Source organism: Streptomyces sp. NPDC006385 (assembly GCF_040612485.1).
In the GTDB taxonomy this organism is placed as follows: Bacteria; Actinomycetota; Actinomycetes; order Streptomycetales; family Streptomycetaceae; genus Streptomyces.
Window position 1 is genome coordinate 1 of sequence record NZ_JBEXQG010000006.1, and the last position, 26,331, is coordinate 26,331.

Here is a 26,331-nt window from a genome sequence, read left to right on the forward strand (position 1 = left end):
CGACGCAGGGAGTTGCCGAGGGTGTAACCGAAGCCCGGCTCCAACGGCTCGATCACGAACCGGGAACGGAACTCGTCGACGACCTCTTCGGTCAACGAGGGACGCTGAGCGATCAGCATGTGTGGATCAGATCCTTCTTTCGTGGACGCCCGCTATTTGACGTCCGACGGAAACCGCACCCGTGAGAAGTGCGGGTACTGCAAGGGTACGGGCGATACGGCCCTTTTACGGTGCCGTACCGCCCGAAAGCCCAAGCCCTACCGGCCGTGCGTCAGACGCGACGACGCTTCGGCGGACGGCAGCCGTTGTGCGGGGTCGGGGTGACGTCCTGGATGGAGCCGACCTCGAGACCCGTCGCCTGGAGCGAACGGATCGCGGTCTCACGACCCGAACCCGGACCCTTGACGAACACGTCGACCTTGCGCATGCCGTGCTCCTGGGCGCGGCGGGCAGCCGACTCGGCGGCCATCTGCGCGGCGAACGGCGTGGACTTCCGGGAGCCCTTGAAGCCGACGTGGCCGGCGGAGGCCCAGGAGATCACGTTGCCGGACGGGTCCGTGATGGAGACGATCGTGTTGTTGAACGTGCTCTTGATGTGCGCGTGGCCGTGAGCGACGTTCTTCTTTTCCTTGCGGCGCACCTTCTTGGCAGCGCCCTGACGTCCCTTGGGGGGCATCTACTAACTCCTACGGGAGGTGGTCGGTCCTACAGCGAAGACCGTGGACAGGTGTCCGCTGCGGACTACTTCTTGCCCGGCTTCTTCTTGCCGGCGATGGCGCGACGCGGGCCCTTGCGGGTACGAGCGTTGGTGCTGGTGCGCTGACCGCGGACGGGCAGACCGCGACGGTGACGCAGACCCTGGTAGCAGCCGATCTCGACCTTGCGGCGGATGTCGGCCTGGATCTCGCGACGGAGGTCACCCTCGGTCCTGATGTTGTTGTCGACGTACTCGCGGATCGCGACGAGCTGCTCCTCGGAGAGGTCGCGAACGCGGGTGTTCGGGTCGACGCCGGTGGCGGCCAGCGTCTGCTGCGAAAGGGTCCGGCCGATGCCGAACACATAGGTGAGGGCGACCTCCACGCGCTTGTCGCGCGGGATGTCAACACCGGAAACGCGTGCCATTCAATGGCTCCTGGTGATCTTCGGAGGTCTTCCGCAGAACCGATTCCCAGCCGCCGTACCAGGTACGAACTGGGTCCCCGGCCTCCGAACCGGGGGTGTCAGGCGATCGCTCGCCCGGGTCCTGCGTATGAACATATTCAGCTCGCGTCGCGCGAAAACTCTGCGATAGAGGTGCAGAGGGTTGGTCGTGCGTCAGCCCTGGCGCTGCTTGTGGCGCGGGTTCTCGCAGATGACCATGACCCGGCCGTGACGGCGGATCACCCTGCACTTGTCGCAGATCTTCTTGACGCTCGGCTTGACCTTCATGGGATGTGAGGTTCTCCGGGTCAGTTGCCGGCGGCCCCGCTCGCGCGGGACGTGGGCAAGATCTACTTGTACCGGTAGACGATCCGGCCACGCGTCAGGTCGTACGGAGACAGCTCCACCACGACCCGGTCGTCAGGGAGGATGCGGATGTAGTGCATACGCATCTTGCCGCTGATGTGTGCCAGGACCTGGTGGCCGTTCTGGAGCTCGACCTTGAACATGGCGTTCGGCAGAGACTCGACGACAGTGCCCTCGATCTCGATGGCACCTTGCTTCTTGGCCACGCTTCGCCCTTCGAATCGACTACCTTGATCGACTCACCTGCATTTCCCTTACGGGCGCATGCGGACATGCGGGTGCACGAGAGCCGACGAGTCAGTCTACGTCAGCACACCCGGAAAGACGAATCGGGGAAGTCTGCCCCACGCCGGTGATCATTACGCCAGCGGATCGGGCGCGGCCGTGATCCCGTACTCGGCGAGCTTCGCCTTGCCCCCGTCGGGCGCGGTCAGCACGAGCGGCCCCTGCTCGGTCAGCGCGACCGAGTGCTCCCAGTGGGAGGACCATGTGCCGTCCGTGGTGATGACCGTCCAGTCGTCCGAGAGGACCTCGGTCTTCGGGGTGCCCAGGGACACCATCGGCTCGATCGCCAGGCAGAAGCCCGGGACCAGCTTGGGCCCCTTCCCCCGCCGGCGGTCGACGTAGTTCAGCAGATGCGGGTCCATGTGCATCTCGGTGCCGATGCCGTGGCCGCCGTAGTCCTCGATGATCCCGTAGCGGCCGCCGCCGGACTTGGGCTGACGGCGGATGTACGTCTCGATGGCCCGCGAGATGTCGACGAGGCGGTTGCCCTGCTTCATGGCCGCGATGCCGGCCCACATCGACTCCTCGGTCACCCGGGACAGCTCGACCAGCTCCGGGGCGTGACCGGAACCGACGAAGGCGGTGTAGGCGGCGTCGCCGTGCCACCCGTCGATGATGGCGCCGCAGTCGATGGAGATGATGTCGCCGTCCTTGAGGACGACGTCGTCGGACGGGATGCCGTGGACGACGACGTCGTTCACGGAGGTGCAGATCGTCGCCGGGAAGCCGCCGTAGCCGAGGAAGTTCGACTTGGCGCCATGCTCCGCGAGCACCTTGCGGGCGACCTCGTCCAGATCCTTCGTCGTGGCCCCGGGCACCGCGGCCTCACGGGTGGCCGCGTGAATCGCGGCGACGACCAGCCCCGCCTCTCGCATCTTGGCGATCTGCTCGGGGGTCTTGATCTGCACCATGGGGACAGGGGCCTTTCTTGGACGAATACGGGGACTGCTTCCACCATAAGGGCGAGGTCGGCACACCCCACCCCACACAGCAGCCGCGGCCCCCTTCCCAGGGAACCGCGGCCCAGAGCTGCGTACGAGCTGTCAGCGCTCTACTTGTCGTCCTCGTCGCCTTGAAGCGCCGCCATCGCGCGAGCCGTGACCTCTTCGACCTTGCCGAGCGCGGAGATGGTGACGACCAGCCCCTGCGCCTTGTAGTAGTCGATGATCGGCTCGGTCTGCGTGTGGTAGACCTCCAGCCGCTTGCGGACGGTCTCCTCGGAGTCGTCGTCCCGCTGGTACAGCTCGCCGCCGCAGACGTCACAGACGCCCGCCTGCTTCGGCGCGCTGTAGGTGACGTGGAAGACGTGGCTGGACTCCTTGCGGCAGATCCGCCGCCCGGCGATCCGCTTGACGACCTCTTCCTCGGGGACCTCGAGGTCCAGCACCGCGTCCAGCTTCATGCTCTCGGACTGGAGCATCTCGTCGAGCGCCTCGGCCTGGGACACGTTGCGCGGGAAGCCGTCCAGCAGGAAGCCGCCCTCGGCGTCCGGCTGCTCCATGCGGTCCTTGGCCATCCCGATGGTGACCTCGTCCGGCACCAGGTTGCCCGCGTCCATGTAGGACTTCGCGAGCTTCCCGAGCTCCGTCTGCTGGCTGATGTTGGCCCGGAACAAGTCGCCCGTGGAGATGTGCGGGATCGACAGGTTCTTGGCCAGGAACGCGGCCTGCGTTCCCTTCCCGGCACCCGGCGGCCCGACGAGGACGATTCGCATCAGCGGAGGAACCCTTCGTAATTGCGCTGCTGGAGCTGGCTCTCGATCTGCTTCACCGTCTCAAGACCCACACCCACGATGATCAGGATGCTGGTCCCGCCGAACGGGAAGTTCTGGTCTGCCCCGAAACCAGCCAACGCCATCGTCGGCACGAGAGCGATCAGGCCCAAGTACAGCGAGCCCGGCCAAGTGATCCGGTTGAGCACGTAGGAGAGGTACTCAGCGGTCGGTCGGCCAGCCCGGATGCCCGGGATGAAGCCACCATACTTCTTCATGTTGTCCGCGACTTCCTCGGGGTTGAACGAGATGGCCACGTAGAAGAAGGCGAAGAAAATGATCAAGAAGAAGTACAGGACCATGTGTGTCGGGGCGCTCGGTTCCGCGAGATTCTTCTCGATCCACGTCTTCCAGCCGGCGGTTCCACCGGAGAACTGCGCGATCAGTGCCGGGATGTAGAGCAGCGACGAGGCGAAGATCACAGGGATGATGCCCGCCTGGTTGACCTTCAGCGGAATGTACGTCGACGTGCCGCCGTAGGACCGACGGCCGATCATGCGCTTTGCGTATTGGACCGGAATACGGCGCTGAGCCTGCTCGACGAAGACCACCAGGCCGATCACGACGAGTCCGACGGCGATGACGGTGCCGAACTCGATCCAGCCGTCGGCCAGGGTGCCCTGCTGCTTGATGGCCCACAGCGCGGACGGGAAGGTCGCGGCGATCGAGATGAACATCAGGATCGACATGCCGTTGCCGATGCCGCGGTCGGTGATGAGCTCACCGAGCCACATGACGGTGGCCGTACCGGCGGTCATCGTGATGACCATGACGATGGTCGTGAAGATCGAGCGGTCCGGCACGATCTGGCCGGCCACCTGGCAGTTCGGGAACAGCGAGCCGCTGCGGGCGGTGGCCACCAGGCCGGTGCCCTGCAGGATGGCGAGCGCCACGGTCAGGTAACGGGTGTACTGCGTGATCTTCGCCGTACCGGCCTGGCCCTCCTTCTTGAGGGCTTCCAGACGCGGGATCACCACGGTGAGCAGCTGAAGGATGATGCTCGCCGTGATGTACGGCATGATGCCGAGCGCGAAGATCGTGATCTGCAGCAGCGCGCCGCCGCTGAACATGTTGACCAGACCGAAGAGGCCCTGGTTGGTGCTCGCCTGGTCGATGCAGACCTGAACGGCCCTGTAGTCGACGCCGGGGATCGGGATATGTGTACCGATCCGGTAGATCACGATGATGCCGAGCGTGAAGAGCAGCTTCTTGCGCAGGTCGGGCGTCTTGAACGCCCGGGCGAACGCGGTGAGCACGGTGCCTCCTGCGACCCCCGCGCTACTGCGTCAAGGGTGACGGTCTTGAGGTTCGACTAATAGGGACGACTTAGCTAACGGTCAACTGCCGCTCAGAGTGCCTCACGAGACGCACTCAGTAAAAGTGGGCAGTGCAGGCCACCTTACCGGCGAGACCGCCGCCCTTGGAACGACCAACCGGGGATACCCCATTTGTGGGGTATCCCCGGTCGGGATCGTTCAAGTCATCGAGACGCCTGTTGGGTTCAGACGAGCTCGGTGACGCTGCCGCCGGCGGCGGTGATCTTCTCCTTGGCGGAGCCGGAGACGGCGTCGACCGTCACCTGCAGCGCCACGGAGATCTCGCCCTGGCCGAGGACCTTGACGAGGCTGTTCTTGCGAACGGCACCCTTGGCCACCAGCGACTCGACGGTGACCTCGCCACCCTCGGGGTACAGCGCGGCCAGCTTGTCGAGGTTCACGACCTGGTACTCGGTCTTGAACGGGTTCTTGAAGCCCTTCAGCTTCGGGAGGCGCATGTGCAGCGGCATCTGGCCACCCTCGAAGCGCTCCGGAACCTGGTAGCGGGCCTTGGTGCCCTTGGTACCACGACCGGCCGTCTTACCCTTCGACGCCTCACCACGACCGACACGGGTCTTGGCGGTCTTGGCGCCCGGGGCGGGACGGAGGTTGTGGATCTTGAGCGGGTTCTGCTCCGCCATGATCAGTCGACCTCCTCGACCGTCACGAGGTGGCGGACGGTGTGCACCATGCCGCGGAACTCGGGGCGGTCCTCCTTGACGACCTGCGTGTTGATGCCCTTGAGACCAAGGGAGCGCAGGGTGTCACGGTGGTTCTGCTTGCTGCCGATGTAGGACTTGACCTGCGTGATCTTGAGCTGCGCCATGATTACGCACCCACCCCGGCACGCGCACGCAGCAGGGCCGCGGGGGCGACGTCCTCGAGCGGCAGACCACGGCGAGCCGCGATCTCCTCGGGACGCTGCAGGCCCTTCAGGGCCTCCACGGTCGCGTGCACGATGTTGATCGCGTTGTCGGAGCCGAGCGACTTCGACAGCACGTCGTGGATACCGGCGCACTCGAGCACGGCACGCACCGGACCACCGGCGATCACACCGGTACCGGGCGACGCGGGCTTGAGCAGCACGACGCCGGCAGCCTTCTCACCCTGGATGGGGTGCGGGATGGTGCCCTGGATACGGGGGACCTTGAAGAAGTGCTTCTTGGCCTCCTCAACACCCTTGGCGATGGCGGCCGGCACCTCCTTGGCCTTGCCGTAACCGACACCCACGGTGCCGTCACCGTCGCCCACCACGACCAGCGCGGTGAAGCTGAAGCGACGACCACCCTTCACAACCTTGGCGACGCGGTTGATCGCGACGACGCGCTCAACGTACGCGGTCTTCTCGGCGGCAGCAGCGCCGCCGTCACGGCCCTTCCGGTCCCGCCGCTCGCCGCCACCGGCACCGCTTCCGCGGCGCTGGGGTCCAGCCATTGGATTACCTCTCTCTTTCCGCTAGCTACAAGCGGCTCAGAACTTGAGCCCGGCTTCGCGGGCGGCGTCCGCCAGGGCGGCGATGCGCCCGGCGTACTGGTTGCCACCACGGTCGAACACGACGGCCTCGACACCGGCGGCCTTGGCACGCTCGGCGACCAGGGCGCCGACCTGCTTGGCCTGCGCGGACTTGTCGCCCTCGCCACCACGGATCGAGGTGTCCAGGGTGGACGCCGATGCCAGGGTGTGGCCCTTCAGGTCGTCGATCACCTGCGCCACGATGTGGCGGTTGGAGCGGGTCACGACCAGACGGGGACGCTCCGCCGTACCGGAGACCTTCTTGCGGATCCGGATGTGACGGCGCTTGATCGCGGCGCGCTTGTAGGCGTCGCCCTTGAGGATCTTCTGCCCGTATGCCATGGCTTACTTACCCGCCTTTCCGACCTTGCGGCGGATGACTTCGCCCTCGTACTTGACGCCCTTGGCCTTGTACGGGTCGGGCTTGCGCAGCTTGCGGATGTTGGCCGCAACCTCGCCGACCTTCTGCTTGTCGATGCCCTCGACCTGGAAGCGGGTCGGGGACTCCACCTTGAAGGTGATGCCCTCGGGCGCCTCGACGGTGATCGGGTGGCTGTAGCCGAGCGCGAACTCGAGGTTCGAGCCCTTGGCCGTCACGCGGTAACCGACACCGCTGATCTCGAGCTTCTTCACGTAACCCTGGGTCACGCCGGTGATCATGTTCGCCACCAGCGTGCGGGACAGGCCGTGCAGGGCCTTGTTCTGACGCTCGTCGTTGGGGCGGGTGACGTTGAGAACGCCGTCCTCACCCTTGGCGATGTCGATCGGCGCGGCAACGGTGTGGGTCAGCGAGCCCTTGGGGCCCTTGACCGAAACCGTACGGCCGTCGATGGTGACGTCCACGCCGGCGGGAACCGTGATGGGGAGCTTGCCAATACGCGACATAGCTGTTTCCTCCGTTCCCTTCCGTTACCAGACGTAGGCGAGGACTTCCCCACCCACGCCCTTCTTGCCGGCCTGCTTGTCGGTGAGGAGCCCGTGGGACGTGGAGATGATCGCCACGCCGAGGCCGCCGAGTACCTTCGGCAGGTTGGTGGACTTCGCGTACACCCGGAGACCGGGCTTGGAGATCCGCTTGATGCCCGCGATGGAGCGCTCACGGTTGGGGCCGAACTTCAGCTCCAGGACGAGGTTCTTGCCGACCTCGGCGTCCTCGACCTTCCAGCCCGTGATGAAGCCCTCCTGCTGGAGGATCTCCGCGATGTGCGACTTGATCTTCGAGTGCGGCATCGCCACGGTGTCGTGGTATGCCGAGTTCGCGTTCCGCAGACGCGTAAGCATGTCTGCGATCGGATCAGTCATGGTCATGAATTGGCCTTCGGCCTCTCTCGCCGGGGTTTCCTGGTGCGCCATCCCTCTCCCCGATCCGAGACGGGACGGGTGCGGCGCGGTGGACCTACGGCGTAGTAAGTCGTACGGGCGTGACAGGCGCCCAACCCCACAAGCCTAAGCCATGCGGGGGTGGGCCCCTGTCCACCCAGATGCTTACCGAGAGCTTCAGGAATCCCTAATTACAGGGATTACCAGGAGCTCTTGGTCACGCCCGGCAGCTCGCCACGGTGAGCCATCTCACGAAGGCACACGCGGCACAGGCCGAACTTGCGGTACACGGAGTGCGGACGGCCGCAGCGCTGGCAGCGCGTGTAGCCACGCACACCGAACTTGGGCTTGCGAGCAGCCTTGGCAATCAGAGCCTTCTTCGCCATCTCGCTCACGCCTCCTTGAACGGGAAGCCGAGGTGACGAAGGAGCGCGCGGCCCTCAGCGTCGTTGGTCGCCGTGGTGACCACGGTGATGTCCATACCCCGGGTACGGTCGATCTTGTCCTGGTCGATCTCGTGGAACATGACCTGCTCCGTGAGACCGAAGGTGTAGTTGCCACGGCCGTCGAACTGCTTGGGGGACAGGCCGCGGAAGTCGCGGATGCGCGGCAGCGCGAGCGACAGGGTGCGGTCCAGGAACTCCCACATGCGGTCGCCACGAAGCGTGACGTGGGCACCGATCGGCTGACCCTCGCGCAGCTTGAACTGCGCGATGGACTTGCGGGCCTTGGTGACGGCCGGCTTCTGACCGGTGATGGTGGTCAGGTCGCGGATCGCGCCCTCGATCAGCTTCGAGTCACGGGCGGCGTCGCCGACACCCATGTTGACCACGATCTTGACGAGGCCGGGAACCTGCATGACGTTCTCGTACTTGAACTCGTCACGCAGCTTGCCCGCGATCTCCTCGCGGTACTTCTGCTTCAGACGCGGAGTGGTGGTGGTAGCCATCAGATGTCCTCACCCGTCCGCTTGGCAACGCGGATCTTGTTGCCCTCTTCGTCGAAGCGGTAGCCGACACGCGTGACGACCTTGTTGCCGTCCTTCTCAACGACCAGCTGGACGTTGGAGACGTGGATCGGCGCCTCGGTCGTGACGATGCCGCCGGCCTGCGAGCCCTTGGCGGTCGGACCGGCCTTGGTGTGCTTCTTGACCCGGTTGACACCCTCGACCAGGACACGCTCGTCGCGCGGGTAAGCGGCAATGACCTTGCCCTGCTTGCCCTTGTCCTTGCCGGTGATGACCTGGACCAGGTCGCCCTTCTTGATCTTCATGCTTACAGCACCTCCGGAGCCAGCGAGATGATCTTCATGAACTTCTTCTCGCGCAGCTCACGCCCGACCGGGCCGAAGATGCGGGTGCCGCGAGGGTCGCCGTCGTTCTTCAGAATGACGGCGGCGTTCTCGTCGAAGCGGATGTACGAGCCGTCCGGACGGCGGCGCTCCTTGACGGTGCGAACGATGACCGCCTTGACGACGTCACCCTTCTTCACGTTGCCACCGGGGATCGCGTCCTTGACGGTGGCGACGATGACGTCACCGATGCCCGCGTAGCGGCGACCGGAGCCACCGAGCACACGGATGCAAAGGATCTCCTTCGCACCAGTGTTGTCGGCGACACGCAGTCGCGACTCCTGCTGGATCACGTCTATCTCCTGTTTGTCTGCCGGTTCCCTCCGGGGGTTGAACCGGAGAGCCTGGCGGAACCGTCCTGCGGGGATTGCCCCGCAGGAATTACTTACGCCTCTTCAGGTGAAAACCCGCGCCGGGGGCCGTAGCCCCCGGCGGGGGCAGCGAGGGCAGAGCCCCCGCTTGTTACTTCGCCTTCTCGAGGATCTCGACGACGCGCCAGCGCTTCGTCGCGGACAGCGGCCGGGTCTCCATGAGGAGGACGCGGTCGCCGACGCCCGCGGCGTTCTGCTCGTCGTGCGCCTTGAGCTTGTTGGTACGGCGGATGACCTTGCCGTACAGCGCGTGCTTGACGCGGTCCTCGACGGCGACGACGACGGTCTTGTCCATCTTGTCGCTGACGACGAGACCCTCACGGGTCTTGCGGAAGCCGCGGGCCTCTGCAGTCTGCTCAGTCACGTTGCTCTCACTCATCAGGCGCTCTCCACCGTCTCGATGCCCAGCTCGCGCTCACGCATCAGGGTGTAGATCCGCGCGATGTCCTTACGGACGGCCTTCAGCCGACCGTGGTTCTCGAGCTGACCGGTCGCCGCCTGGAAGCGGAGGTTGAACAGCTCTTCCTTGGCTTCGCGGAGCTTCGCCAGAAGCTCCTCGTCACCCAGTTCGCGCAGCTCGGACGCCTTGGTACCGGCCGACATCACGCTTCACCTGCCTCGCGCTTGACGATCCGGCACTTCATCGGCAGCTTGTGGGCCGCACGAGTCAGCGCCTCACGGGCGATCTTCTCGTTGGGGTACGACAGCTCGAACATCACACGTCCGGGCTTGACGTTGGCGATCCACCACTCCGGAGAACCCTTACCGGAACCCATGCGGGTCTCGGCGGGCTTCTTGGTGAGCGGACGGTCCGGGTAGATGTTGATCCAGACCTTGCCGCCACGCTTGATGTGGCGGGTCATCGCGATACGGGCCGCCTCGATCTGGCGGTTCGTCACGTAGGCCGGGGTCAGCGCCTGGATGCCGTACTCGCCGAACGCAACCTGCGTTCCACCCTTGGACATACCGTTGCGCTTCGGGTGGTGCTGCTTGCGGTGCTTGACCCTACGGGGGATCAGCATGACGGTCAGGCCTCCGTTCCGGTGCTCTCAGCCGGAGCGGCGGCGGGAGCCTCGGCCTTGGGGGCCTCGGCGCCGGCAGCCTGCTGCGGCTTGCGACCGCGCCGCTCGCCACCACGGCCACCACGGGCCGGGCGGTCGGCACCACCACGGGCCGGGCGGTTACCCGCACGGGCCGCAGCGTTCTCGGCGCGGACCTCGGCGATGTTCTTGACGTCGCCCTTGTAGATCCAGACCTTCACACCGATGCGGCCGAAGGTCGTCTTGGCCTCGAAGAAGCCGTAGTCCACGTTCGCGCGGAGCGTGTGCAGGGGCACACGGCCCTCGCGGTAGAACTCCGAGCGGGACATCTCGGCGCCACCGAGGCGGCCACCGCACTGGATCTTGATGCCCTTGGCGCCGGCCTTCATGGCGGACTGCATGCTCTTGCGCATGGCCCGACGGAAGGAGACGCGGGAGGAGAGCTGCTCGGCGACGGCCTGGGCAACCAGCTGAGCGTCGGTCTCGGGGTTCTTGACCTCGAGGATGTTCAGCTGGACCTGCTTGCCCGTGAGCTTCTCGAGGTCACCGCGGATGCGGTCGGCCTCGGCGCCACGGCGGCCGATGACGATGCCCGGACGCGCGGTGTGGATGTCCACGCGGACACGGTCACGGGTGCGCTCGATCTCCACCTTCGAGATGCCGGCGCGCTCCATGCCGGACGTCATCATCCGACGGATGGCGACGTCTTCCTTGACGTAGTCCTTGTACAGCTTGTCGGCGTACCACCGGGACTTGAAGTCCGTGGTGACACCGAGCCGGAACCCATGCGGGTTAACCTTCTGGCCCATTACCGGGTTCCTTCCTTGCTGGCGACGACCACGGTGATGTGGCTGGTCCGCTTGCGGATCCGGTAGGCACGTCCCTGGGCACGCGGACGGAACCGCTTCAGGGTCGGGCCCTCGTCGACGTACGCCTCGCTGATGAACAGCGAGGAGGCGTCCGGGTGGTCGTAGTTGTGCGCGGCGTTGGCGATGGCGCTGTCGAGCACCTTGCCGACGGGCACGGAGGCTGCCTGCGGAGCGAATCGCAGAACAGCCTGAGCCTCCGTGGCATCCATGCCACGGATAAGGTCCACCACGCGGCGGGCCTTCATGGGCGTAACGCGGATGTACCGCGCCTGGGCCCTGGCTTCCATGGTTGTCCCTCTCAGTTACTTACGTGTCTGAATGCGATCCGCTACTAGCGGCGCTTCGACTTCCGGTCGTCCTTGACGTGGCCCCGGAAGGTGCGCGTCGGCGAGAACTCGCCGAGCTTGTGGCCGACCATCGACTCGGTGACGAACACCGGGATGTGGGTCTTGCCGTTGTGCACCGCGAGCGTGTGGCCGAGCATGGCCGGCACGATCATGGAGCGACGGGACCAGGTCTTGATGACGTTCTTGGTGCCGGCTTCGTTCTGGGCTTCCACCTTCTTGATCAGGTGGTCGTCGACGAAGGGCCCCTTCTTGAGACTGCGCGGCATCTAAACCCGCTCCTAGCGCTTCTTGTTCGTCTTGCGGCGGCGGACGATGTACTTGTTGCTCGCCTTCTTGGGAGCACGAGTACGACCTTCCTTCTGACCCCACGGGGAGACCGGGTGGCGACCACCGGAGGTCTTGCCCTCACCACCACCGTGCGGGTGGTCAACCGGGTTCATCGCCACACCGCGAACGGTCGGGCGGACGCCCAGCCAGCGCTTACGGCCGGCCTTGCCCCAGTTGATGTTGCTCTGCTCGGCGTTGCCGACCTCGCCGACGGTGGCGCGGCAGCGCACGTCGACCAGGCGGATCTCACCGGAGGGCATGCGCAGGTGGGCCATCTGGCCCTCCTTCGCGAGCAGTTGCACGGAGGCACCGGCGGAGCGGGCGAACTTGGCACCGCCGCCCGGACGAAGCTCCACGGAGTGGATCGTCGTACCGACCGGGATGTTGCGCAGCGCCAGGTTGTTGCCGGGCTTGATGTCGGCCGCGGGGCCGTTCTCGATCCGGTCGCCCTGGTTGAGGCCCTTGGGGGCCAGGATGTAGCGCTTCTCGCCGTCCGCGTAGTGCAGCAGCGCGATGCGCGCGGTGCGGTTGGGGTCGTACTCGATGTGCGCGACCTTCGCCGGCACGCCGTCCTTGTCGTGACGACGGAAGTCGATCACGCGGTAGGCGCGCTTGTGGCCACCACCCTGGTGGCGGACGGTCACACGACCGGAGTTGTTACGGCCACCCTTGCTGTGCAGGGGGCGGACCAACGACTTCTCCGGCGTGGACCGCGTGACCTCGACGAAGTCGGCGACGCTGGAGCCACGACGGCCCGGCGTAGTCGGCTTGTACTTGCGGATTCCCATTTCTCAGTCCTCGTCCGATATCGGACGATCCGGACCGCCCTCAGGCGGTCGGACCGCCGAAGATGTCGATACGGTCGCCCTCAGCGAGGGTCACGATCGCGCGCTTGGTGGAAGCGCGCTGGCCGAAGCCCGTGCGGGTCCGCTTGCGCTTGCCCTGGCGGTTGATCGTGTTGACCCCGGTGACCTTGACCTCGAAGACCGTCTCGACGGCCTGCTTGATCTGGGTCTTGTTGGAGCCCGGCGCGACGATGAACGTGTACTTGTTCTCGTCGAGGAGCGCGTAGCTCTTCTCCGACACGACCGGCTTGATCAGGACGTCACGGTGGTCCGTGAACGCCTTGCTGACCGGGGTGACGACGGTGTTCTTGCCCTCGGCGGCGTGGCGACGCGCCTTCTTGACGCGCGCTTCCTTGGCCTTCTTCGCGGCCTTCGAGGCAATGGCGGGGTGACGGATAGCCATCAGGCCTCGCTCCCTTCGGTGTCATTGGCCTTCGGGCCGGACACGAAGGACTCGAAGGCGGCCTGGGTGAAGACCACGTCGTCGGAGACGAGAACGTCGTACGTGTTCAGCTGGCCCGGCTCCAGGATGTGGACCTGGGGCAGGTTGCGGGCGGACAGCCACGCGGCCTCGTCGGCGCGCTCGACGACCAGGAGCAGGTTCTTGCGCTCCGAGATCTTGCCGAACAGCGACTTCGCGGCCTTCGTGGACGGGGCGTCGCCCTCGATCACGCCGGAGACGACGTGGATGCGGTTGTTGCGGGCCCGGTCGGTGAGGGCGTGGCGCAGGGCCGCGGCCTTCATCTTCTTCGGGGTCCGCTGCGAGTAGTCACGCGGCACGGGACCGTGCACGACGCCACCACCGGCGAACTGCGGCGCGCGGGTCGAACCCTGACGGGCGCGACCGGTGCCCTTCTGGCGGTACGGCTTCTTGCCGCCACCACGGACCTCGCCGCGCGTCTTGGTCTTGTGCGTGCCCTGACGGGCAGCGGCCAGCTGTGCGACGACGACCTGGTGAAGCAGCGGGACGCTGATCTTCTCTACGCCGAAGATCTCCGCGGGGAGCTCGACGGAACCGGCCTTGTCGCCCGCCGGCGAAAGGATGTCAACAGTGCTCATCGGTTACCTCAGGCCCCCTTGGCCGCGGTGCGGACCAGGACGAGGCCGCCGTTCGGACCGGGAACCGCGCCCTTGATGAGCAGCAGACCCTTCTCCGCGTCAACGGCGTGGACGGTCAGGTTCTGGGTGGTGACCCGCTCGTTGCCCATGCGACCCGCCATGCGGAGGCCCTTGAACACACGGCCCGGGGTGGCGCAGCCACCGATGGAACCGGGAGAGCGGTGCTTGCGCTGGGTGCCGTGACCGGCGCCGAGGCCACCGAAGTTGTGGCGCTTCATGACACCGGCGAAGCCCTTGCCCTTGCTCTTGCCGGTGACGTCGACCTTCACGCCGGCCTCGAACACCTCGGCGGTGACTTCCTGGCCGAGCGTGTACTCGGAGGCGTCCGCGGTGCGGATCTCGACGAGGTGACGACGGGGGGTGACGTCGGCCTTCGCGAAGTGGCCCTTGAGGGGCTTGTTCACCTTGCGCGGGTCGATCTCGCCGAAGGCGAGCTGGACGGACTCGTAGCCGTCGACGTCATTGGTACGAACCTGGGTGACGATGTTCGGGCCGGCCTTGACGACGGTGACCGGAACAACACGGTTGTTCTCGTCCCACACCTGCGTCATGCCGAGCTTCTCGCCCAGGATGCCCTTGATCTGCTTAGCCATCTCTCAGATCACCGCGCCTCAGAGCTTGATCTCGATGTCGACACCGGCCGGGAGGTCGAGTCGCATCAGAGAGTCAACGGTCTTGGGGGTCGGGTCGAGGATGTCGATCAGGCGCTTGTGCGTGCGCATCTCGAAGTGCTCGCGCGAGTCCTTGTACTTGTGCGGCGACTTGATGACGCAGTACACGTTCTTCTCAGTGGGCAGCGGCACCGGGCCCGCGACCGACGCACCAGTGCGGGTCACCGTCTCGACGATCTTCTTCGCCGAGGAGTCGATGACCTCGTGGTCGTAGGCCTTGAGCCGGATGCGGATCTTCTGTCCCGCCATGGCTACTCAGTAGTCCTGTCTCTCTTACGCTCCGGAACCCGGCGTCCCATACCCTCTCCTCCGACCCACGCGGTCGGGCGTGTCGCGCTCCCGCTGACACAGATGCCCCTTGTTCGAACATCCCTGCGTGGGAACACGGCCCTTCCGGAACCGCAAGCCGGGAGCTGAGAGGCCCACCGGGTGCCTGGCCGGTGCCGCGCCCACGCTTCCCGAAAGATTCCCGTACGTCCGCCCCAGCGCTGCCTTACGGCAGTTAGGGCGACGAGTACTGTGGGACTCGCTTCCGGTCCTCCCGGCGGGAGGCGCGCAGCATCAACACTCGACCGAGCAACTCGGACAGTCTGCCATATGGGGCTGGGGCTCCGCCAATCGAGCCGGAGAGAATACCCCGAGGGTGACGTAGGTGAAACCCGGGCGACCCCGCCACCGGCCGTCCGGGTGCTCGGGGCCGGATGCGAGCGGATCCGCCCCACTGCCGCCGGCCGGGGCCCGGATCAGACCGGTGATCCGGGGACAGCCGGCCTTGCCGGGTCCGAGGCAGGACCTGCAGGTACACGTCACGTACGAGGTCGTGCCGCCGGACGGCGGCCGGGGCCGGCACCGCGCCCCGCACGCCGCCGTCGGCGTCACCCACGCCCGGTGGCCTGGATGTGGTGCCTCAGCTCTCTGTCGCTGTCTGGCGTGGTGCCGCGAGCTGTCCCGAGAGCGGTGTGGAAGGGTCCCGCTGGGCGAGGAGGTGGAGCGCGTCCCGCAGCAGGGTGCTTGAGGTGTGCACGGTGTAGGGGAAGTAGACGACCTCCACCCCGACCCTCGCGAACTCGGCCTCGTAGGTCGTCCAGACGTCCGTACCGAGCCAGTCGTCCCCTTTGAAGATGACGTCGAAGCCGACTTCCCTCCAGGTCTCCATCTTGTCCTCCACGGTCGCGACGAAGGTCTCGTCCACGTAGCGCACGCTGCGGACGATCTGCAGTCGCTCGGAGAGTGGTACGACGGGTGGCCTGCCCTTCATGCGCACCACGAGTTCGTCGGAGCAGACGCCGGCGATGAGCCGGTCGCAGTGCCCGCGCGCCCGGCGCAGGATGTTCAGATGGCCCACGTGGAAGAGGTCGAAGACCCCTGGCGCGTAGCCGAGGCGTTCCCCGGTCAACGTTCGTCCTTCGCGCGTTCGGCGGCGCCCGCGGTGACCACGAGCGCGTTCGACCTCGGTGAGGTGTTCCTGCCGTCGGTGACGGCGATCCGGTAGCGATGGCGGGAGCCGGGGGTGACGGAGTCCGTGTACGTCATCGTGGGCCGGTTCCACTCCGCGGACCGCTCGGTCGGCGAGGCCACGAGCTGGCCGTCCCGGTAGATCAGGTACTTCAGCCTCGCGTCGTCCCGGTCCCAGGCGGCACGCCAGGTGAGTGTGATCCGGCCGGCCTGCGTGTCCGTGACCGCGAGCGTGGGCGGATCTTCCGGGGCCCCCCGGTCGGGTCCGGCCGAGAAGCGCGTCAGGCTCTGCTGCGGTCTGCCGTTGACGGTGGTGAACTCGCCGCCCGCCCAGAGCACGCCACGGGCCATCCTCAGTGCCCGGGGGCCGTTGCCCTCGCCGAGGCCGCCGTCCGTGTCGGGGAACCAGTGCAGGATGTGCCGGTTGCGCACCGACTGGGCCAGGAAGTGCTGGCGGTTGTTGTGCTCGGGGAAGCCGCCCGGTGTCTCATGGCAGTTGTGGGCGTGGGACCCGCTGTAGAGAACGCCGTTGTGCACGGCGAGGGCCTGGGTGGCGCCCAGGCAGGTGTCCTTCCAGACCATCTCGCCACTGCCGAGGCGACCGGCGATACGGCCGTCGAAGATGCCCGTCCCCCTGCCCTCGGACGCCACGTAGAAGTTGGTCTTGTCGCGGGTCAGCGCCTTGACGTACGAGCGCGGCGTCAGCCAGTTGGGGAACGAGCCCACCGTCTTTCCGGTGGTGGAGCGCAGGGCGACGAGCTTGAACTCGAACTCGTCGTTGACCTCCAGGAAGTCGCCGCCGACGATGAGTTTGCCGAACCCGGGAGCGGCGACGATGGCCCGTACGGGAGCGTCGATCGCGGCCTTGAAGGGCAGCAGCGAACCGTCAGGGGTCAACGCCGCGATGCGCTGCCTCTTCTGGCCGTTGACGCGTGTGAAGTCGCCCCCCAGGTAGACCGCGCGGGCCGTGACCTCGATGGCCCGGACGAACGACGACACGACCGGACGGAAGTCCTTGCGCAGGGAGCAGTTGGCGGTGTTGAGCGCGACCGCGCTGGCCGCCCCGGCGTTGTCGACCTCGCCGAACGAGCCGCCGATGTAGAGCACCTTGTCGTCCGGTGACGCCTTCAGCGCCCGTACGGTGTTGCCGCCTCCGGAGAAGGAGTGGGTGCACGGCAGCAGCCTGCCGGTGGCGGCGTCGAACGCGGCGAAGTTCTTGCGTGCGACCTCCTTCTCGCCGGGTTTCGCGCCCGGGGGGCGGACCTTGTCGAAGGTTCCGCCGACGTACACGACCCCGTCCGCGTACTCGATCGACCAGACGATGCCGTCGGTCTGCCAGGCCGCCAAGGTGTCGGCGGTCAGGGTCTTTTCGTCGCCCTCGGCTGCCGAGGCCGAAGCGGTGATGAGCGAGGCAGCCGCGAGAAGGGCCACGGCCGAAGCCGTGGTGGCCCCCCTCTTCGTGCTTTTTCTCAGGCGCATGGAACATCCCTGGTTGCAGCAAGTACGGGTGACGGAAAGGGAGATGGGGTGGCGGTCTCGGCGTCGAGACGGCCTCATGTGACGCGTTCGCGGAGCACACCGACGAGTTCAGACACTCCCAGGGGAGTGCGAAATCGCCACAAACTTATACCGAATGCGCAAAATCCCATGGTGATTGCGACGGCAAGTCCGACGGTCGTGTCACCTGCCAGCAGCCGCGCGGGAAGGACCAGCGGCACCGTGAGGCACAGGCCGGTCAAGGTCGCCAGGAGGTAGCCGTGGTCGATGATCGTGAAGCCCTGGTGCCGTCGCACCAACGCGGCCGAGACGAGGTTCTCGACGACGGTCGCCGCCCCCCAGGACAGGGCGGCTCCGAGGACACCCAGCCGGGGAACGGTGAGGAGGCCGACCGTCAGCTGCACCGCGAACGCGACGCCGGTGACCGCCAGATGCCAGGTGCTCTTGCCCGCCATGAGCAGCACTGTCTGGGCGTTGCCCACCCCCACGTTGACCGCCGAGGCGATACAGAGCACCACCAGCGCGTCCGCCCCCTGCCCGAACTCCGGCCCGAACAGCGACAGGACGGTGCCCGGGAAGCTGGTGAGCAGGACGAGCAGCGGCCAGGAGAACAGCACGATCCAGCGCGTCGAGACCCGGTGCAGATGGCATGCCTGGGGGAGGTCGCCCACGGCGAGGAGACGGCTGATCTCCGGGGCGACGGCCAGCCGGATGGCGAGCTGGAGCAGGGTCGCCGCGATGACGACACGGCCGACGGCGGTGTAGATGCCCGCCTCTTCGCTCGTCGCCAGGCTGGACAACAGGATGACGCCCACCCAGACCGCGCTGATGTCGAAGACGGAGGAGATCGCCCGGGGCGCGGCGAACGCCCAGAATCCCCGGCCGGCCGCGGCCGTCTCCGGCCCGGACGCGGGTCCCGGGCTCCTCCGGCGGCACCGGCGCAGTGCGAACCAGGCGATGACGAAACCGGCCAGAGAGGGCACGAGCCAGGCGGCGGCCAGCGTCAGCACGCCCGGAGCCAGCAGCATGACCGGTACGGCGATCAGCACCCGCAGGACCGGTTTGCCGATCTGCTCGACACCGACGAACGGGATCACCGTGCCGTAGCCCTGGGTGGCGCCCAGCAGGACCAGGGTGACCGTGGCCAGGGGGAGGAACACGGCGAACAGCCGGACCAGGGTCACCGCGTCGTCGGGGTCGAGGCTGGGCAGCAGCGCGGTGGCCGTCCAGGGCGACAGGAACAGCAGCGCGGCGGCCGCGGTGCTCGCCGCGGCTCCGGGCAGGACCGCGCTGCGCAGGAGCGCGCCCACCTTGCGGCCACCGGTGGTGGCCAGGTCCCCGGAGACGAAGCGCACGAGGCCGGTGTCGGCGCCGAGCTTGCAGGTGTTGCAGAGGATGGTGAAGGCCGCGACACCGGTGAACACCGCTCCCGCCCCGTACGCCCCGAGCGCCCGGGTGATCAGGGTGACCAGGACATAGCCGAAGACCGCGTTGACCGCCGAGCCCAGGAAGCCCCACCACCCGCCGCGCGCGGTGGCGGCGACCCCGCACCGGGCGGGCGGCCCGCCGGTGGCGGGGACGGCCGTGTCGGAGGCGCTCACCGGGAGGCGCTGAGTGTGTCGTCCTGCGCGGGCGCGGCCGGCTGCGCCACGACGGGGCCGGCCGGCGCGGACGGTGCCGTGGACGGGTGCCGCCCTGTCGCCCGGCGCACCCAGTCGCTGTCCAGGACGCGGCGGAGCACGCCGGGCCGGGTGCCGTTGTGGAGCGCCGCGCCCACGACGTGTCCTCCCGAGCAGCCGATCAGCTCGCGGACCCGCTTGAGGTCGTCGCGCCTGACGTCGTGCAGACCGCCCACCACGAGAACGCCGTCCACCCGCCGGGCCAGCGCCAGACCGTCGGCGTGTTCCAGCAGCGGCGGGACGAGGAAGATCGCCGGCCTTGCGGCATCGGTATCCGCTACGGCGCACGCCGTCATCGGGGCCGCCGCCCGGTCGTCGCCGGTGGTGCGACCGCTGTCGGTGCGGAGCGTGAACCGTCCCGCTGTGCCCGCGTCCACGACCACTCCGCCCTCGGGGAGGTCGGCCTGCGCCGAGTCGCCGTCGGACAGGGGCAGCCGTGCCGACAGGCCGGGTGGCTGCGCGGTGGCGTCCACGAGCAGGACGTCGTCACCGCACTCGGCGAGGGCCGCGGCGAGGTTCACGGCGACGGCCTCGGCGCCCTGTGTCCCCTTCGGCGCCACGATCATGAGCGTGCCCGCGGCCGTACGGCCGTCCCCGCGCCGCAGGCGGAAGGCGAGGGCGCGGTACGCCTCCACACGGCTGCCGTCGGCCCGGCCCACCTCCAGCAGTGCGCCGTCGGGGCCGGGTTCCGGGAGGATGCCCAGCACCGGAGCGTGCAGTGCCCCTTCGACCTCGCCGACCGAGCGCGCCCGCGGTTCGAGGGCGGATCGGAGCCAGGCGAACACCACGCCCAGGATGAGACCGCCGATCAGGCCGAGCCCGATGAGCCAGCCGGGGCCCGGTCCCGAGGGCCGGTTCGCCGGCTCGGCCCTGCGGACGATGTCACCGCCGGAGGTGTCGTAGGCCCTGATGTCCGAGGCCCGCTTCTGCAGAATGCCGATCTGCTGCTGCATACCGGCGGTGCCGGCGGAGGAGCCGTCGGACTTCATCGCGTTGACCCGCTTGCTGAGCGCGCTGATCTGCCGGTCCAGGCCGGCGGTCATCCGCGTGACCATGGCCTTGGAGCGGTCCTGGCGATCGGCGAGGTAGGCCCGCGCGAACGCGTTGGTCACCCGGGCCGCCCGCTTCGGATCGCCCGTCGAGTACTCGAACCGAAGCACCTGGGTGTCCTTGGGATTGGTCACCCGCAGGTCGGTGAGGAGCGCATCGGCGCGGGACCGCTGCCCCACCGCCTTCGCCGCCCGGGCGGCGACGTTCGCGCTGAGCGCGATCTGCCGCTCCGTGCTCATGCTCACCTGGTTGTCGACGGACACGCCGAACGTGTTGAAGGGGTCCGTTCTCGAACGGACGAGCACCTCACTGGTGGAGGTGTAGTGACCCCCGCGCAGCAGGACCAGGAGCAGTCCGCCGACCAGCCCGAGGAGCACGCCCAGCACGATGGTCGCGCGGTACCTGAGCAGTCGGCGTACCTGGTCGCGCAGCTGGTCGGGGTCTTCGTAGCGATCGTCGAAGCCGGCGGGGCTGGTCACGGATGCCTCCTGTGTCCGGGGACGGTTGCGTGGCCCGTGGCCGCGGGTGGCCGCACCGGTGACGGGATGCGGTACGGCCGGGCGGCGCGGGTGGTGATGAGGAGCGGAACGGTCAGGAGCAGCAGCAGCGGCCCGATGATCGCCATGAGGCTGCCGCGCAGGAAAACCAACTGGTAAAAGGCGAAGGCGGGGACCAGCAGAACCGCCAGGGTGCTCGGCCGGTCCCGCAGTCGTTCCCGGATGTCGTCCATCCGCCGTCCGGCCGCGCCCAGCAGGCAGAAAACCGCGACGACGCACGGAGCGCCGCCCCACAGATAACTCTCGATCCACAGCGGAGCGGAAAGGTTGTAGAAGTCGTAACCCGCGTACTGGGCGAGTTCGATACCCGTGGTGGGCGGTTTGTCGGGCCACAGGGAACGCGGCACCATGAACAGGGCGACGCCGAGCACGGCCGATGGCGAGAAGCCGTTTTCCTGCACATAGTCGATGCCGGTCTGCATTTGCTGAAAGGCGTCGTAGTCCATGTTGGTGTTGAACTGCTCGGCGAGTGCCACGACCTGCACCGATTCCCGTTCGTCGTAACGGAAGTAGTCGCTGTAGGGGAAAGCGAACAGCACCACGGTCGCGATGGCCGCGGCGGCGACGCGAAAGGCCCGCGGGGTGCTGAACCGGCGCCAGGAGAAGAGCAGGACCACGAGGACCGTGCCGGCCCAGAAACGCGGCCTGCTGATCGGGTTGTTGACGATCACGTTGAGCGTGAGGAGGACCGGGAGCAGCATCCAGCGGACCGCGCGCAGCAACCGGTCCCCGGTGGCCAGGCGGGGCACATGGAGCAGGGCCACCATGGCCCAGAAGGCGGGGACGGCGAGGGCCCAGATGCGCAGCGCGTGCGCGGTGTCCGCCTCGGCGCCCGACTGCCGCAGCGCCTGCCTGCTGGTGAAGAAGGCGCGCAGGCCGCCTTCCTGCCCGGGGATCAGCATGATCGCGAGCAGCAGTGACAGGCCGCACAGCAGCAGCACGGGCAGCGGCGCGAGCCTGCGGGACAGCAGGGGTTCGAACACCACCGACCTGCCGCCCCGGCGCCTGGCGGCCAGGGCGGACCCCGCGCTGTAGGCGAGGAGTCCGAGTTCGGTGAGTGCGGCGGCGGCGAACGCGGTCGTTTCACCGGTGCGGTATTCCAGCGGATAGGTGTCGGTGGCGAGCATGGCGAGCGGCGCCAGTCCGAGCCACACATAGGAGAAAAGCCAGAATCCGAAGGCGACAAGACGCACCGATGTGTCGGTGAGCACTCTGGCGAGTCCCCCGCCGGCGTGCGCCACGACGACGCACTGCACGGCGAGTGCCGCGCCGAATCGCGTATCGATGGCCTGCAGGATCAGCGCGGGCAGGAAGGCGACGAAAAGGAAGGACCAGCAGCACACAGCCGCCACGCAACGCTTTTTACTGCCTCGCACCTGAACCCCCGTATGAGCGGGCAAACGGAATAAATCGGCGCCAATAGATTTATAACCCGAAGACCCCGCAGGGCGCCCGCATTTCAGAGGGTGTTTTACTTGACGTAAATTGCTATGAATTCACAATAATCACTTACCGGTACGGCTCGCCGCCCGCAGAATTTCCTCGAATCGCGAAGCGCACTGTTCGAGGGCGAACTCGCGCTCGGCCAGCGCCCGGCTCTCCTTGCCCAGTGACTCCGCCCGCACGGGATCGTTCAGGACCTCGCGGACCCACGCGGCCGCATCGGCCAGCGAGGACTCCTCCGGGGCGAACACCGCCGAGCCGGCCTGCCGGAGCAGCTTCGCCGCCAGGTTGTCCGCCGGCATCAGGCCCAGCACGGGGCGTCCGGCGCACAGATAGGACAGCGTCTTGGAGGGCACCGAGAACTCCCCGGCGTCCGCCGCCAGCAGCACGACCAGCACATCGCCCGTGCCCAGGACCTCGGGCAGGCGCTCGTAGGGCTGGAAGGGCAGCAGGGTCAGCTCGACGCCCCGGGCGGCGGCGGCCTCCTTGATGACCGGGACGGCCGGGCCGTCGTTGACGACCACGAGGCGGACCCGTTCGCCCTGTTCGCGCAGCGTCTCGGCCAGCCGGACCAGCAGGACGGGGTTGTGCTTGAGGCCGATCGTGCCGGAGTACAGCACGGTCCGGACGCCGGTGAGGCCGTGCTCCGCGGACCAGGCGTTGGCGCGGTCCACGGGGACGATCTCGTCCAGCGGCGCCCAGTTGGGGATGACGGTGACCTTGCCGGCGGTGCCCCACTCCCCGTGGATCCGCACGAAGGAGTCGGCGATGACGACGATCGCCGAGGCCCGTCGCGCCGACCACTTCTCACCCCGCTCGAAAACCCTGGCGGCCACGCCCATCAGCCTCGACACACCGGCGGCGGCGAAGCTCTTGAGCGCGACGGCGGTGATGTCCTGGTGCCACAGCACCCAGGGGATGCGCAGCGCCCGCAGCGCCGCCGCGGCCACGACCAGGGTCGGGATCGGCAGGTTCCCCAGCATCGCCACGTCCGGCTTCTCACGCCGTACCTGCCGGGCCAGCTCCAGGCCCAGCCGGGTCTCCTGGAACAGGCGCCGGACATAGGCGTCCTTGTCGAGCACGACGCGGTCGCCGATGGTGACGAAGCGAAGGCCGACGGCCGCGTCCTGGGCGAGGTTGCCCTTCCCGGAGACATACGCCGGGCAGGTCGAGTGAACGACGTCATGACCGCGCCCGGCCAGCTCACGGGAGAGCTGGGCCTGGAACGGGTGTCCGCTGTAGTCGTGGACGAGGATCCTCATCGGTTGCCCTCCCGGCCGGTCGAAAGGGTCAGGAGCGGGCGAGCTTGACCTGGTCGTAGACCCAGGCGTAGGTCTTCTCCAGGCCTTCGGCCAGCGGGATCGACGGCTCCCACCCGTACAGTTCGCGGATCAGGGCGTTGTCGGAGTTGCGGCCGCGTACGCCCTGCGGGGCGTCCAGCCGGTACTTGCGTTCGCAGCGGACGCCCGCGATCTCCTCGACGATGTCCACCAGCTGGTTGATGGTGACCAGCTCGGTCGAGCCGAGGTTGACCGGGACGCTGCCGGCCCCCTTCATGATCATCTGCGTGCCGTGGAGGCAGTCGTCGATGTACATGAAGGACCGGGTCTGCAGGCCGTCGCCCCAGATCTCGATCCGGTGGTCACCGGAGATGACCGCTTCGGCGATCTTGCGGCACACGGCGGCGGGGGCCTTCTCGCGGCCTCCGGTCCAGGTGCCCGCGGGGCCGTAGACGTTGTGGTAGCGCGCGACGCGGCAGGTGAACCCGTAGTCCTCCTCGAAGTGGCGGCACATGCGCTCGGAGAAGAGCTTCTCCCAGCCGTAGCCGTCCTCGGGCTGTGCCGGATACGCGTCCTCCTCCTTCAGCGCGGTGACGTTCGGGTCGGTCTGCTTGCCGGCCGCGTACACACAGGCGGACGAGGAGTAGAAGTAGCGCTCGACGCCCGCCTCCTGTGCGGCCTTGAGCATGTGGGTGCTGGTCAGCACCGACATCATGCAGGCGGCCTTGTGGTTCTCGATGAACCCCATGCCGCCCATGTCGGCGGCCAGCATGTACACCTCGCGGGCGCCCCGGACGGCGTCGCGGGCGCTGTCGAGGAGGGACAGATCGGCGACGACGTTCTCGGCGGCGGCGTGCGCCTGGTGCCACTCGTGCTGCGGCTTGATGTCCACACAACGGACCGTCAGCCCCTGGGACAGAAGGTCGGCCGTGAGATGCCCACCGATGAATCCTCCGCCTCCCGCGACAACGACGTCCACCTGCTTGCTCATGGCAGCTCCTTCTGGAAACCCGGAATCAGGCTGGAAGATTAGCCACCATTTGCACCTTTTCATGCGATATGCCGCGCGTTTCCCTGCCACAAAGCCCCTGATGCACCTGCCACAAGGCCCCTGATGCCTCCGTCCGAGTCCGCGTCAGGACAACTCGCGGAACCATTTGGCAAGGAACGCCGGCAGAAGCAGCACATGGGCCGCGAGCAGGGCCACATACAGCGCGAGGAAGAGTTTCGGGCTCCCCAGGAACAGGAAGCTCAGACACAGCAGGCCGTAATCCACGGGCAGCAGTGCCATGCCACGCACAGTGGAAGGCGGAGGCACCGGTCCGGCGGGCAGATCCCCTCTGCGCCTTCTCAGCTGTTCCGTCAGAATCCCTCCGAAGAACAGCAGGACGGCGGCGAACTGGAAGGCCACCGGAAGCAGCAGCGCGGTGCGCGGCAGGTCGAAGAAGCGGTAGAAGGAAATCAGTACCGCCATATGGATGCCGAGGAACTTCGCGCAGTCCACCACATGGTCCAGCCACTCCCCGGAAAAGCTGGTCGACCGGTGCAGCCGGGCCAGCTGGCCGTCCGCGGAATCGAGTGCGAAGCCGAGAAGCAGGGCGAGCGCGACCCATTGTCCGAGCGCGTGGGAAGGCGGGTACAACGCCATCGCGAGGACGGCGGCGAAGGTGATCAGCGCGCTGACGACCGTCACATGGTTGGGCGAGAGCCCGATGCGGCACGCTGCGGCCGCGAGCAGTCTGCCGACCGGCCGGTTGACGAACCGTGTGTAGACGGAAACTCCCCGAGGCGGTTTCTGCACCTTCGAGAGCTGCCGCAGCGTGCTGGAGAAGTCCATTCCCTGACCTCGTGCCTGAAGGGGCGGAAGGATCAACCGCCTGCCGAATCCTCAGATACGTCCCCGCGCGAGGATCCCGAAATTTGACGCGGGAAAGCACCTCTCCCCCACGGCCTGCAGCAGACAGGACTGGGTCGACCAGTACCGCTCGATGTCGACCACCGAGAACGACGCGGTCAGGCAGCCGCGGATGGCCTCCTCGTCGACGCCCTGCCGGACCACGTGGTACTCCACCATGTCGGACGGGTTCGCCTCGTCATAGGCGCCGCGCATCCGGCGGATCCGGGTGCCCAGCCCGCGCCGGAACTCGCCCTGCAGCATCCGCCAGCAGAAATAGGACCCGCGGTCGAGCGCCAGCGACCACGCGGAACGCCGGGGGTACCACAAGGGGTCCTGGAAACTCAGGAACGCCCCGCCCGGCGCGATCCGTTCGGCCAGCTTGGCGGTGGTCCCCAGATAGTCGGGAATGTGATGCAGCACCGAGATGCAGACGACGACGTCGACCGGGTCTCCGCTGCAAGCTGCGTTCCCGTCGGCGTCATGGATCACGGCGACCCTGGGATTGTGCCGGAAACGGTGGCGCAGAAACTCCGCGCTGGGCGCGCTCATCTCGGTGACCTCGACTTCGGCCCCGGCCGCCAGCAGGTGGTCGGTGAAGCACCCGTGGCCCGCTCCGACCTCGACGACGCGGCACCGGCCGTTCCTCTTCATGACCTCCCCCACCACCTGGTGAATACGCCGCACCACCCTGTCCCGGATGCTGTGGTGAAGAATGTGCGGGGAGCCCTTCGCGTAATTGTGCCCGGCGTCGTGAGCGCACTGTTGCAGCTCGGCCATGGACGGCTTTTCCAGAATGGAACCCATGGCCAGAACGTAGGCGTCCG

The 26,331-nt window shown here is 67.4% G+C and carries 37 protein-coding genes and 1 pseudogene; all 38 read right to left on the reverse strand.

Going from position 1 to position 26,331, the window contains the following annotated elements:
* Positions 1–119: pseudogene (locus tag ABZ078_RS06050) on the reverse strand (DNA-directed RNA polymerase subunit alpha); the annotation flags it as partial.
* A 152-nt stretch (positions 120–271) separates the two neighbouring features.
* Positions 272–676 (reverse strand): 30S ribosomal protein S11, encoded by a 405-nt coding sequence (gene rpsK / locus ABZ078_RS06055; RefSeq protein ID WP_003956432.1) that lies wholly within the window; start codon positions 674–676, stop codon positions 272–274.
* 65 nt (positions 677–741) lie between these two features.
* Positions 742–1,122, reverse strand: a complete 381-nt coding sequence (gene rpsM, locus ABZ078_RS06060; protein WP_019753104.1) for a 30S ribosomal protein S13 — start codon at positions 1,120–1,122, stop codon at positions 742–744.
* A gap of 192 nt (positions 1,123–1,314) precedes the next feature.
* Positions 1,315–1,428: a 50S ribosomal protein L36 gene (gene rpmJ / locus ABZ078_RS06065; protein ID WP_003998809.1), complete on the reverse strand. Its 114-nt coding sequence runs from the start codon at positions 1,426–1,428 to the stop codon at positions 1,315–1,317.
* A gap of 62 nt (positions 1,429–1,490) precedes the next feature.
* A complete protein-coding gene (gene infA, locus ABZ078_RS06070) occupies positions 1,491–1,712 on the reverse strand; it encodes a translation initiation factor IF-1 (RefSeq protein WP_003948620.1) in 222 nt (73 codons plus the stop codon).
* A 153-nt stretch (positions 1,713–1,865) separates the two neighbouring features.
* A complete protein-coding gene (gene map, locus ABZ078_RS06075; protein WP_356572109.1) occupies positions 1,866–2,702 on the reverse strand; it encodes a type I methionyl aminopeptidase in 837 nt (278 codons plus the stop codon).
* 140 nt (positions 2,703–2,842) lie between these two features.
* Entirely contained in the window at positions 2,843–3,505 is a 663-nt protein-coding gene (locus tag ABZ078_RS06080; protein ID WP_356572110.1) for an adenylate kinase, read from the reverse strand.
* Positions 3,505–4,818 (reverse strand): preprotein translocase subunit SecY, encoded by a 1,314-nt coding sequence (gene secY / locus ABZ078_RS06085; protein WP_356572112.1) that lies wholly within the window; start codon positions 4,816–4,818, stop codon positions 3,505–3,507. Before secY ends, ABZ078_RS06080 begins: the two co-directional genes overlap by 1 nt.
* 245 nt (positions 4,819–5,063) lie before the next feature.
* Positions 5,064–5,519 (reverse strand): 50S ribosomal protein L15, encoded by a 456-nt coding sequence (gene rplO, locus ABZ078_RS06090; RefSeq protein WP_003998813.1) that lies wholly within the window; start codon positions 5,517–5,519, stop codon positions 5,064–5,066.
* 2 nt (positions 5,520–5,521) lie between these two features.
* The gene (gene rpmD / locus ABZ078_RS06095) at positions 5,522–5,704 is read right to left on the reverse strand and encodes a 50S ribosomal protein L30 (RefSeq protein WP_003974250.1); all 183 of its coding nucleotides are present in this window, start codon (positions 5,702–5,704) and stop codon (positions 5,522–5,524) included.
* Positions 5,705–5,706: 2 nt separating this feature from the next.
* Positions 5,707–6,312, reverse strand: coding sequence for a 30S ribosomal protein S5 (rpsE, locus tag ABZ078_RS06100; protein WP_014674381.1), 606 nt, complete (start codon positions 6,310–6,312; stop codon positions 5,707–5,709).
* 36 nt (positions 6,313–6,348) lie between these two features.
* Positions 6,349–6,732 (reverse strand): 50S ribosomal protein L18, encoded by a 384-nt coding sequence (rplR, locus tag ABZ078_RS06105; protein ID WP_208777378.1) that lies wholly within the window; start codon positions 6,730–6,732, stop codon positions 6,349–6,351.
* Between the two features lie 3 nt (positions 6,733–6,735).
* Entirely contained in the window at positions 6,736–7,275 is a 540-nt protein-coding gene (rplF, locus tag ABZ078_RS06110; protein ID WP_019753097.1) for a 50S ribosomal protein L6, read from the reverse strand.
* A 24-nt stretch (positions 7,276–7,299) separates the two neighbouring features.
* Entirely contained in the window at positions 7,300–7,698 is a 399-nt protein-coding gene (gene rpsH, locus ABZ078_RS06115) for a 30S ribosomal protein S8 (protein ID WP_015658459.1), read from the reverse strand.
* A 212-nt stretch (positions 7,699–7,910) separates the two neighbouring features.
* A complete protein-coding gene (locus ABZ078_RS06120; RefSeq protein ID WP_003948630.1) occupies positions 7,911–8,096 on the reverse strand; it encodes a type Z 30S ribosomal protein S14 in 186 nt (61 codons plus the stop codon).
* 5 nt (positions 8,097–8,101) lie between these two features.
* Positions 8,102–8,659: a 50S ribosomal protein L5 gene (rplE, locus tag ABZ078_RS06125; RefSeq protein ID WP_061920719.1), complete on the reverse strand. Its 558-nt coding sequence runs from the start codon at positions 8,657–8,659 to the stop codon at positions 8,102–8,104.
* Positions 8,659–8,982, reverse strand: a complete 324-nt coding sequence (gene rplX, locus ABZ078_RS06130) for a 50S ribosomal protein L24 (protein ID WP_062151337.1) — start codon at positions 8,980–8,982, stop codon at positions 8,659–8,661. The genes rplE and rplX overlap by 1 nt, the downstream gene beginning before the upstream one ends.
* 2 nt (positions 8,983–8,984) lie before the next feature.
* On the reverse strand, positions 8,985–9,353 hold the full coding sequence (gene rplN / locus ABZ078_RS06135) for a 50S ribosomal protein L14 (protein WP_003998823.1): 369 nt from the start codon (positions 9,351–9,353) through the stop codon (positions 8,985–8,987).
* Positions 9,354–9,522: 169 nt separating this feature from the next.
* Positions 9,523–9,810: a 30S ribosomal protein S17 gene (rpsQ, locus tag ABZ078_RS06140; RefSeq protein ID WP_003992363.1), complete on the reverse strand. Its 288-nt coding sequence runs from the start codon at positions 9,808–9,810 to the stop codon at positions 9,523–9,525.
* Complete coding sequence (gene rpmC, locus ABZ078_RS06145) at positions 9,810–10,034, reverse strand: 50S ribosomal protein L29 (RefSeq protein ID WP_003998824.1); 225 nt, start codon at positions 10,032–10,034, stop codon at positions 9,810–9,812. Before rpmC ends, rpsQ begins: the two co-directional genes overlap by 1 nt.
* Positions 10,034–10,453, reverse strand: a complete 420-nt coding sequence (gene rplP / locus ABZ078_RS06150) for a 50S ribosomal protein L16 (protein ID WP_009190136.1) — start codon at positions 10,451–10,453, stop codon at positions 10,034–10,036. Before rplP ends, rpmC begins: the two co-directional genes overlap by 1 nt.
* Before the next feature lie 5 nt (positions 10,454–10,458).
* Positions 10,459–11,280 carry a 30S ribosomal protein S3 gene (rpsC, locus tag ABZ078_RS06155; RefSeq protein ID WP_014674374.1) on the reverse strand — a complete coding sequence of 274 codons (822 nt, stop codon included), beginning with the start codon at positions 11,278–11,280 and terminating at the stop codon, positions 10,459–10,461.
* Positions 11,280–11,627: a 50S ribosomal protein L22 gene (gene rplV / locus ABZ078_RS06160; protein WP_019753093.1), complete on the reverse strand. Its 348-nt coding sequence runs from the start codon at positions 11,625–11,627 to the stop codon at positions 11,280–11,282. Before rplV ends, rpsC begins: the two co-directional genes overlap by 1 nt.
* Before the next feature lie 44 nt (positions 11,628–11,671).
* Entirely contained in the window at positions 11,672–11,953 is a 282-nt protein-coding gene (gene rpsS / locus ABZ078_RS06165; protein ID WP_019753092.1) for a 30S ribosomal protein S19, read from the reverse strand.
* Positions 11,954–11,965: 12 nt separating this feature from the next.
* A complete protein-coding gene (gene rplB, locus ABZ078_RS06170; RefSeq protein WP_019753091.1) occupies positions 11,966–12,802 on the reverse strand; it encodes a 50S ribosomal protein L2 in 837 nt (278 codons plus the stop codon).
* 40 nt (positions 12,803–12,842) lie between these two features.
* On the reverse strand, positions 12,843–13,262 hold the full coding sequence (gene rplW / locus ABZ078_RS06175) for a 50S ribosomal protein L23 (RefSeq protein ID WP_356572117.1): 420 nt from the start codon (positions 13,260–13,262) through the stop codon (positions 12,843–12,845).
* The gene (gene rplD, locus ABZ078_RS06180) at positions 13,262–13,918 is read right to left on the reverse strand and encodes a 50S ribosomal protein L4 (protein WP_356572119.1); all 657 of its coding nucleotides are present in this window, start codon (positions 13,916–13,918) and stop codon (positions 13,262–13,264) included. The genes rplW and rplD overlap by 1 nt, the downstream gene beginning before the upstream one ends.
* A gap of 8 nt (positions 13,919–13,926) precedes the next feature.
* Positions 13,927–14,571, reverse strand: a complete 645-nt coding sequence (rplC, locus tag ABZ078_RS06185) for a 50S ribosomal protein L3 (RefSeq protein ID WP_356572121.1) — start codon at positions 14,569–14,571, stop codon at positions 13,927–13,929.
* 18 nt (positions 14,572–14,589) lie between these two features.
* Positions 14,590–14,898, reverse strand: a complete 309-nt coding sequence (gene rpsJ, locus ABZ078_RS06190) for a 30S ribosomal protein S10 (protein WP_003948644.1) — start codon at positions 14,896–14,898, stop codon at positions 14,590–14,592.
* Between the two features lie 658 nt (positions 14,899–15,556).
* Positions 15,557–16,045 carry an adenylyltransferase/cytidyltransferase family protein gene (locus ABZ078_RS06195; RefSeq protein ID WP_356572123.1) on the reverse strand — a complete coding sequence of 163 codons (489 nt, stop codon included), beginning with the start codon at positions 16,043–16,045 and terminating at the stop codon, positions 15,557–15,559.
* Positions 16,042–17,535: a fibronectin type III domain-containing protein gene (locus ABZ078_RS06200; protein ID WP_356572125.1), complete on the reverse strand. Its 1,494-nt coding sequence runs from the start codon at positions 17,533–17,535 to the stop codon at positions 16,042–16,044. Before ABZ078_RS06200 ends, ABZ078_RS06195 begins: the two co-directional genes overlap by 4 nt.
* Before the next feature lie 122 nt (positions 17,536–17,657).
* Positions 17,658–19,202: an oligosaccharide flippase family protein gene (locus ABZ078_RS06205; RefSeq protein ID WP_356572127.1), complete on the reverse strand. Its 1,545-nt coding sequence runs from the start codon at positions 19,200–19,202 to the stop codon at positions 17,658–17,660.
* Positions 19,199–20,809 carry a hypothetical protein gene (locus ABZ078_RS06210; RefSeq protein WP_356572129.1) on the reverse strand — a complete coding sequence of 537 codons (1,611 nt, stop codon included), beginning with the start codon at positions 20,807–20,809 and terminating at the stop codon, positions 19,199–19,201. Before ABZ078_RS06210 ends, ABZ078_RS06205 begins: the two co-directional genes overlap by 4 nt.
* Positions 20,806–22,239 (reverse strand): hypothetical protein, encoded by a 1,434-nt coding sequence (locus ABZ078_RS06215; protein WP_356572131.1) that lies wholly within the window; start codon positions 22,237–22,239, stop codon positions 20,806–20,808. The genes ABZ078_RS06210 and ABZ078_RS06215 overlap by 4 nt, the downstream gene beginning before the upstream one ends.
* A 153-nt stretch (positions 22,240–22,392) precedes the next feature.
* Positions 22,393–23,592 (reverse strand): glycosyltransferase family 4 protein, encoded by a 1,200-nt coding sequence (locus tag ABZ078_RS06220; RefSeq protein WP_356572132.1) that lies wholly within the window; start codon positions 23,590–23,592, stop codon positions 22,393–22,395.
* Positions 23,593–23,620: 28 nt separating this feature from the next.
* Positions 23,621–24,601, reverse strand: a complete 981-nt coding sequence (locus ABZ078_RS06225) for an NAD-dependent epimerase/dehydratase family protein (protein ID WP_356572134.1) — start codon at positions 24,599–24,601, stop codon at positions 23,621–23,623.
* Between the two features lie 144 nt (positions 24,602–24,745).
* The gene (locus ABZ078_RS06230; protein ID WP_356572136.1) at positions 24,746–25,447 is read right to left on the reverse strand and encodes a CDP-alcohol phosphatidyltransferase family protein; all 702 of its coding nucleotides are present in this window, start codon (positions 25,445–25,447) and stop codon (positions 24,746–24,748) included.
* A gap of 51 nt (positions 25,448–25,498) precedes the next feature.
* The gene (locus ABZ078_RS06235; RefSeq protein ID WP_356572138.1) at positions 25,499–26,311 is read right to left on the reverse strand and encodes a class I SAM-dependent methyltransferase; all 813 of its coding nucleotides are present in this window, start codon (positions 26,309–26,311) and stop codon (positions 25,499–25,501) included.
* Positions 26,312–26,331: the final 20 nt, after the last annotated feature.

Bases quoted from the DNA above. Each gene is read 5' to 3' on its own strand.
- rpsK (WP_003956432.1), bottom strand. From the start codon at position 676: ATGCCCCCCAAGGGACGTCAGGGCGCTGCCAAGAAGGTGCGCCGCAAG.
- rpsM (WP_019753104.1), bottom strand. From the start codon at position 1,122: ATGGCACGCGTTTCCGGTGTTGACATCCCGCGCGACAAGCGCGTGGAG.
- rpmJ (WP_003998809.1), bottom strand. From the start codon at position 1,428: ATGAAGGTCAAGCCGAGCGTCAAGAAGATCTGCGACAAGTGCAGGGTG.
- map (WP_356572109.1), bottom strand. From the start codon at position 2,702: ATGGTGCAGATCAAGACCCCCGAGCAGATCGCCAAGATGCGAGAGGCG.
- ABZ078_RS06080 (WP_356572110.1), bottom strand. From the start codon at position 3,505: ATGCGAATCGTCCTCGTCGGGCCGCCGGGTGCCGGGAAGGGAACGCAG.
- rplO (WP_003998813.1), bottom strand. From the start codon at position 5,519: ATGGCGGAGCAGAACCCGCTCAAGATCCACAACCTCCGTCCCGCCCCG.
- rpmD (WP_003974250.1), bottom strand. From the start codon at position 5,704: ATGGCGCAGCTCAAGATCACGCAGGTCAAGTCCTACATCGGCAGCAAG.
- rpsE (WP_014674381.1), bottom strand. From the start codon at position 6,312: ATGGCTGGACCCCAGCGCCGCGGAAGCGGTGCCGGTGGCGGCGAGCGG.
- rplR (WP_208777378.1), bottom strand. From the start codon at position 6,732: ATGGCATACGGGCAGAAGATCCTCAAGGGCGACGCCTACAAGCGCGCC.
- rplF (WP_019753097.1), bottom strand. From the start codon at position 7,275: ATGTCGCGTATTGGCAAGCTCCCCATCACGGTTCCCGCCGGCGTGGAC.
- rpsH (WP_015658459.1), bottom strand. From the start codon at position 7,698: ATGACCATGACTGATCCGATCGCAGACATGCTTACGCGTCTGCGGAAC.
- ABZ078_RS06120 (WP_003948630.1), bottom strand. From the start codon at position 8,096: ATGGCGAAGAAGGCTCTGATTGCCAAGGCTGCTCGCAAGCCCAAGTTC.
- rplE (WP_061920719.1), bottom strand. From the start codon at position 8,659: ATGGCTACCACCACCACTCCGCGTCTGAAGCAGAAGTACCGCGAGGAG.
- rplX (WP_062151337.1), bottom strand. From the start codon at position 8,982: ATGAAGATCAAGAAGGGCGACCTGGTCCAGGTCATCACCGGCAAGGAC.
- rpsQ (WP_003992363.1), bottom strand. From the start codon at position 9,810: ATGAGTGAGAGCAACGTGACTGAGCAGACTGCAGAGGCCCGCGGCTTC.
- rpmC (WP_003998824.1), bottom strand. From the start codon at position 10,034: ATGTCGGCCGGTACCAAGGCGTCCGAGCTGCGCGAACTGGGTGACGAG.
- rplP (WP_009190136.1), bottom strand. From the start codon at position 10,453: ATGCTGATCCCCCGTAGGGTCAAGCACCGCAAGCAGCACCACCCGAAG.
- rpsC (WP_014674374.1), bottom strand. From the start codon at position 11,280: ATGGGCCAGAAGGTTAACCCGCATGGGTTCCGGCTCGGTGTCACCACG.
- rplV (WP_019753093.1), bottom strand. From the start codon at position 11,627: ATGGAAGCCAGGGCCCAGGCGCGGTACATCCGCGTTACGCCCATGAAG.
- rpsS (WP_019753092.1), bottom strand. From the start codon at position 11,953: ATGCCGCGCAGTCTCAAGAAGGGGCCCTTCGTCGACGACCACCTGATC.
- rplB (WP_019753091.1), bottom strand. From the start codon at position 12,802: ATGGGAATCCGCAAGTACAAGCCGACTACGCCGGGCCGTCGTGGCTCC.
- rplW (WP_356572117.1), bottom strand. From the start codon at position 13,262: ATGGCTATCCGTCACCCCGCCATTGCCTCGAAGGCCGCGAAGAAGGCC.
- rplD (WP_356572119.1), bottom strand. From the start codon at position 13,918: ATGAGCACTGTTGACATCCTTTCGCCGGCGGGCGACAAGGCCGGTTCC.
- rplC (WP_356572121.1), bottom strand. From the start codon at position 14,571: ATGGCTAAGCAGATCAAGGGCATCCTGGGCGAGAAGCTCGGCATGACG.
- rpsJ (WP_003948644.1), bottom strand. From the start codon at position 14,898: ATGGCGGGACAGAAGATCCGCATCCGGCTCAAGGCCTACGACCACGAG.
- ABZ078_RS06220 (WP_356572132.1), bottom strand. From the start codon at position 23,592: ATGAGGATCCTCGTCCACGACTACAGCGGACACCCGTTCCAGGCCCAG.
- ABZ078_RS06225 (WP_356572134.1), bottom strand. From the start codon at position 24,601: ATGAGCAAGCAGGTGGACGTCGTTGTCGCGGGAGGCGGAGGATTCATC.
- ABZ078_RS06230 (WP_356572136.1), bottom strand. From the start codon at position 25,447: ATGGACTTCTCCAGCACGCTGCGGCAGCTCTCGAAGGTGCAGAAACCG.
- ABZ078_RS06235 (WP_356572138.1), bottom strand. From the start codon at position 26,311: ATGGGTTCCATTCTGGAAAAGCCGTCCATGGCCGAGCTGCAACAGTGC.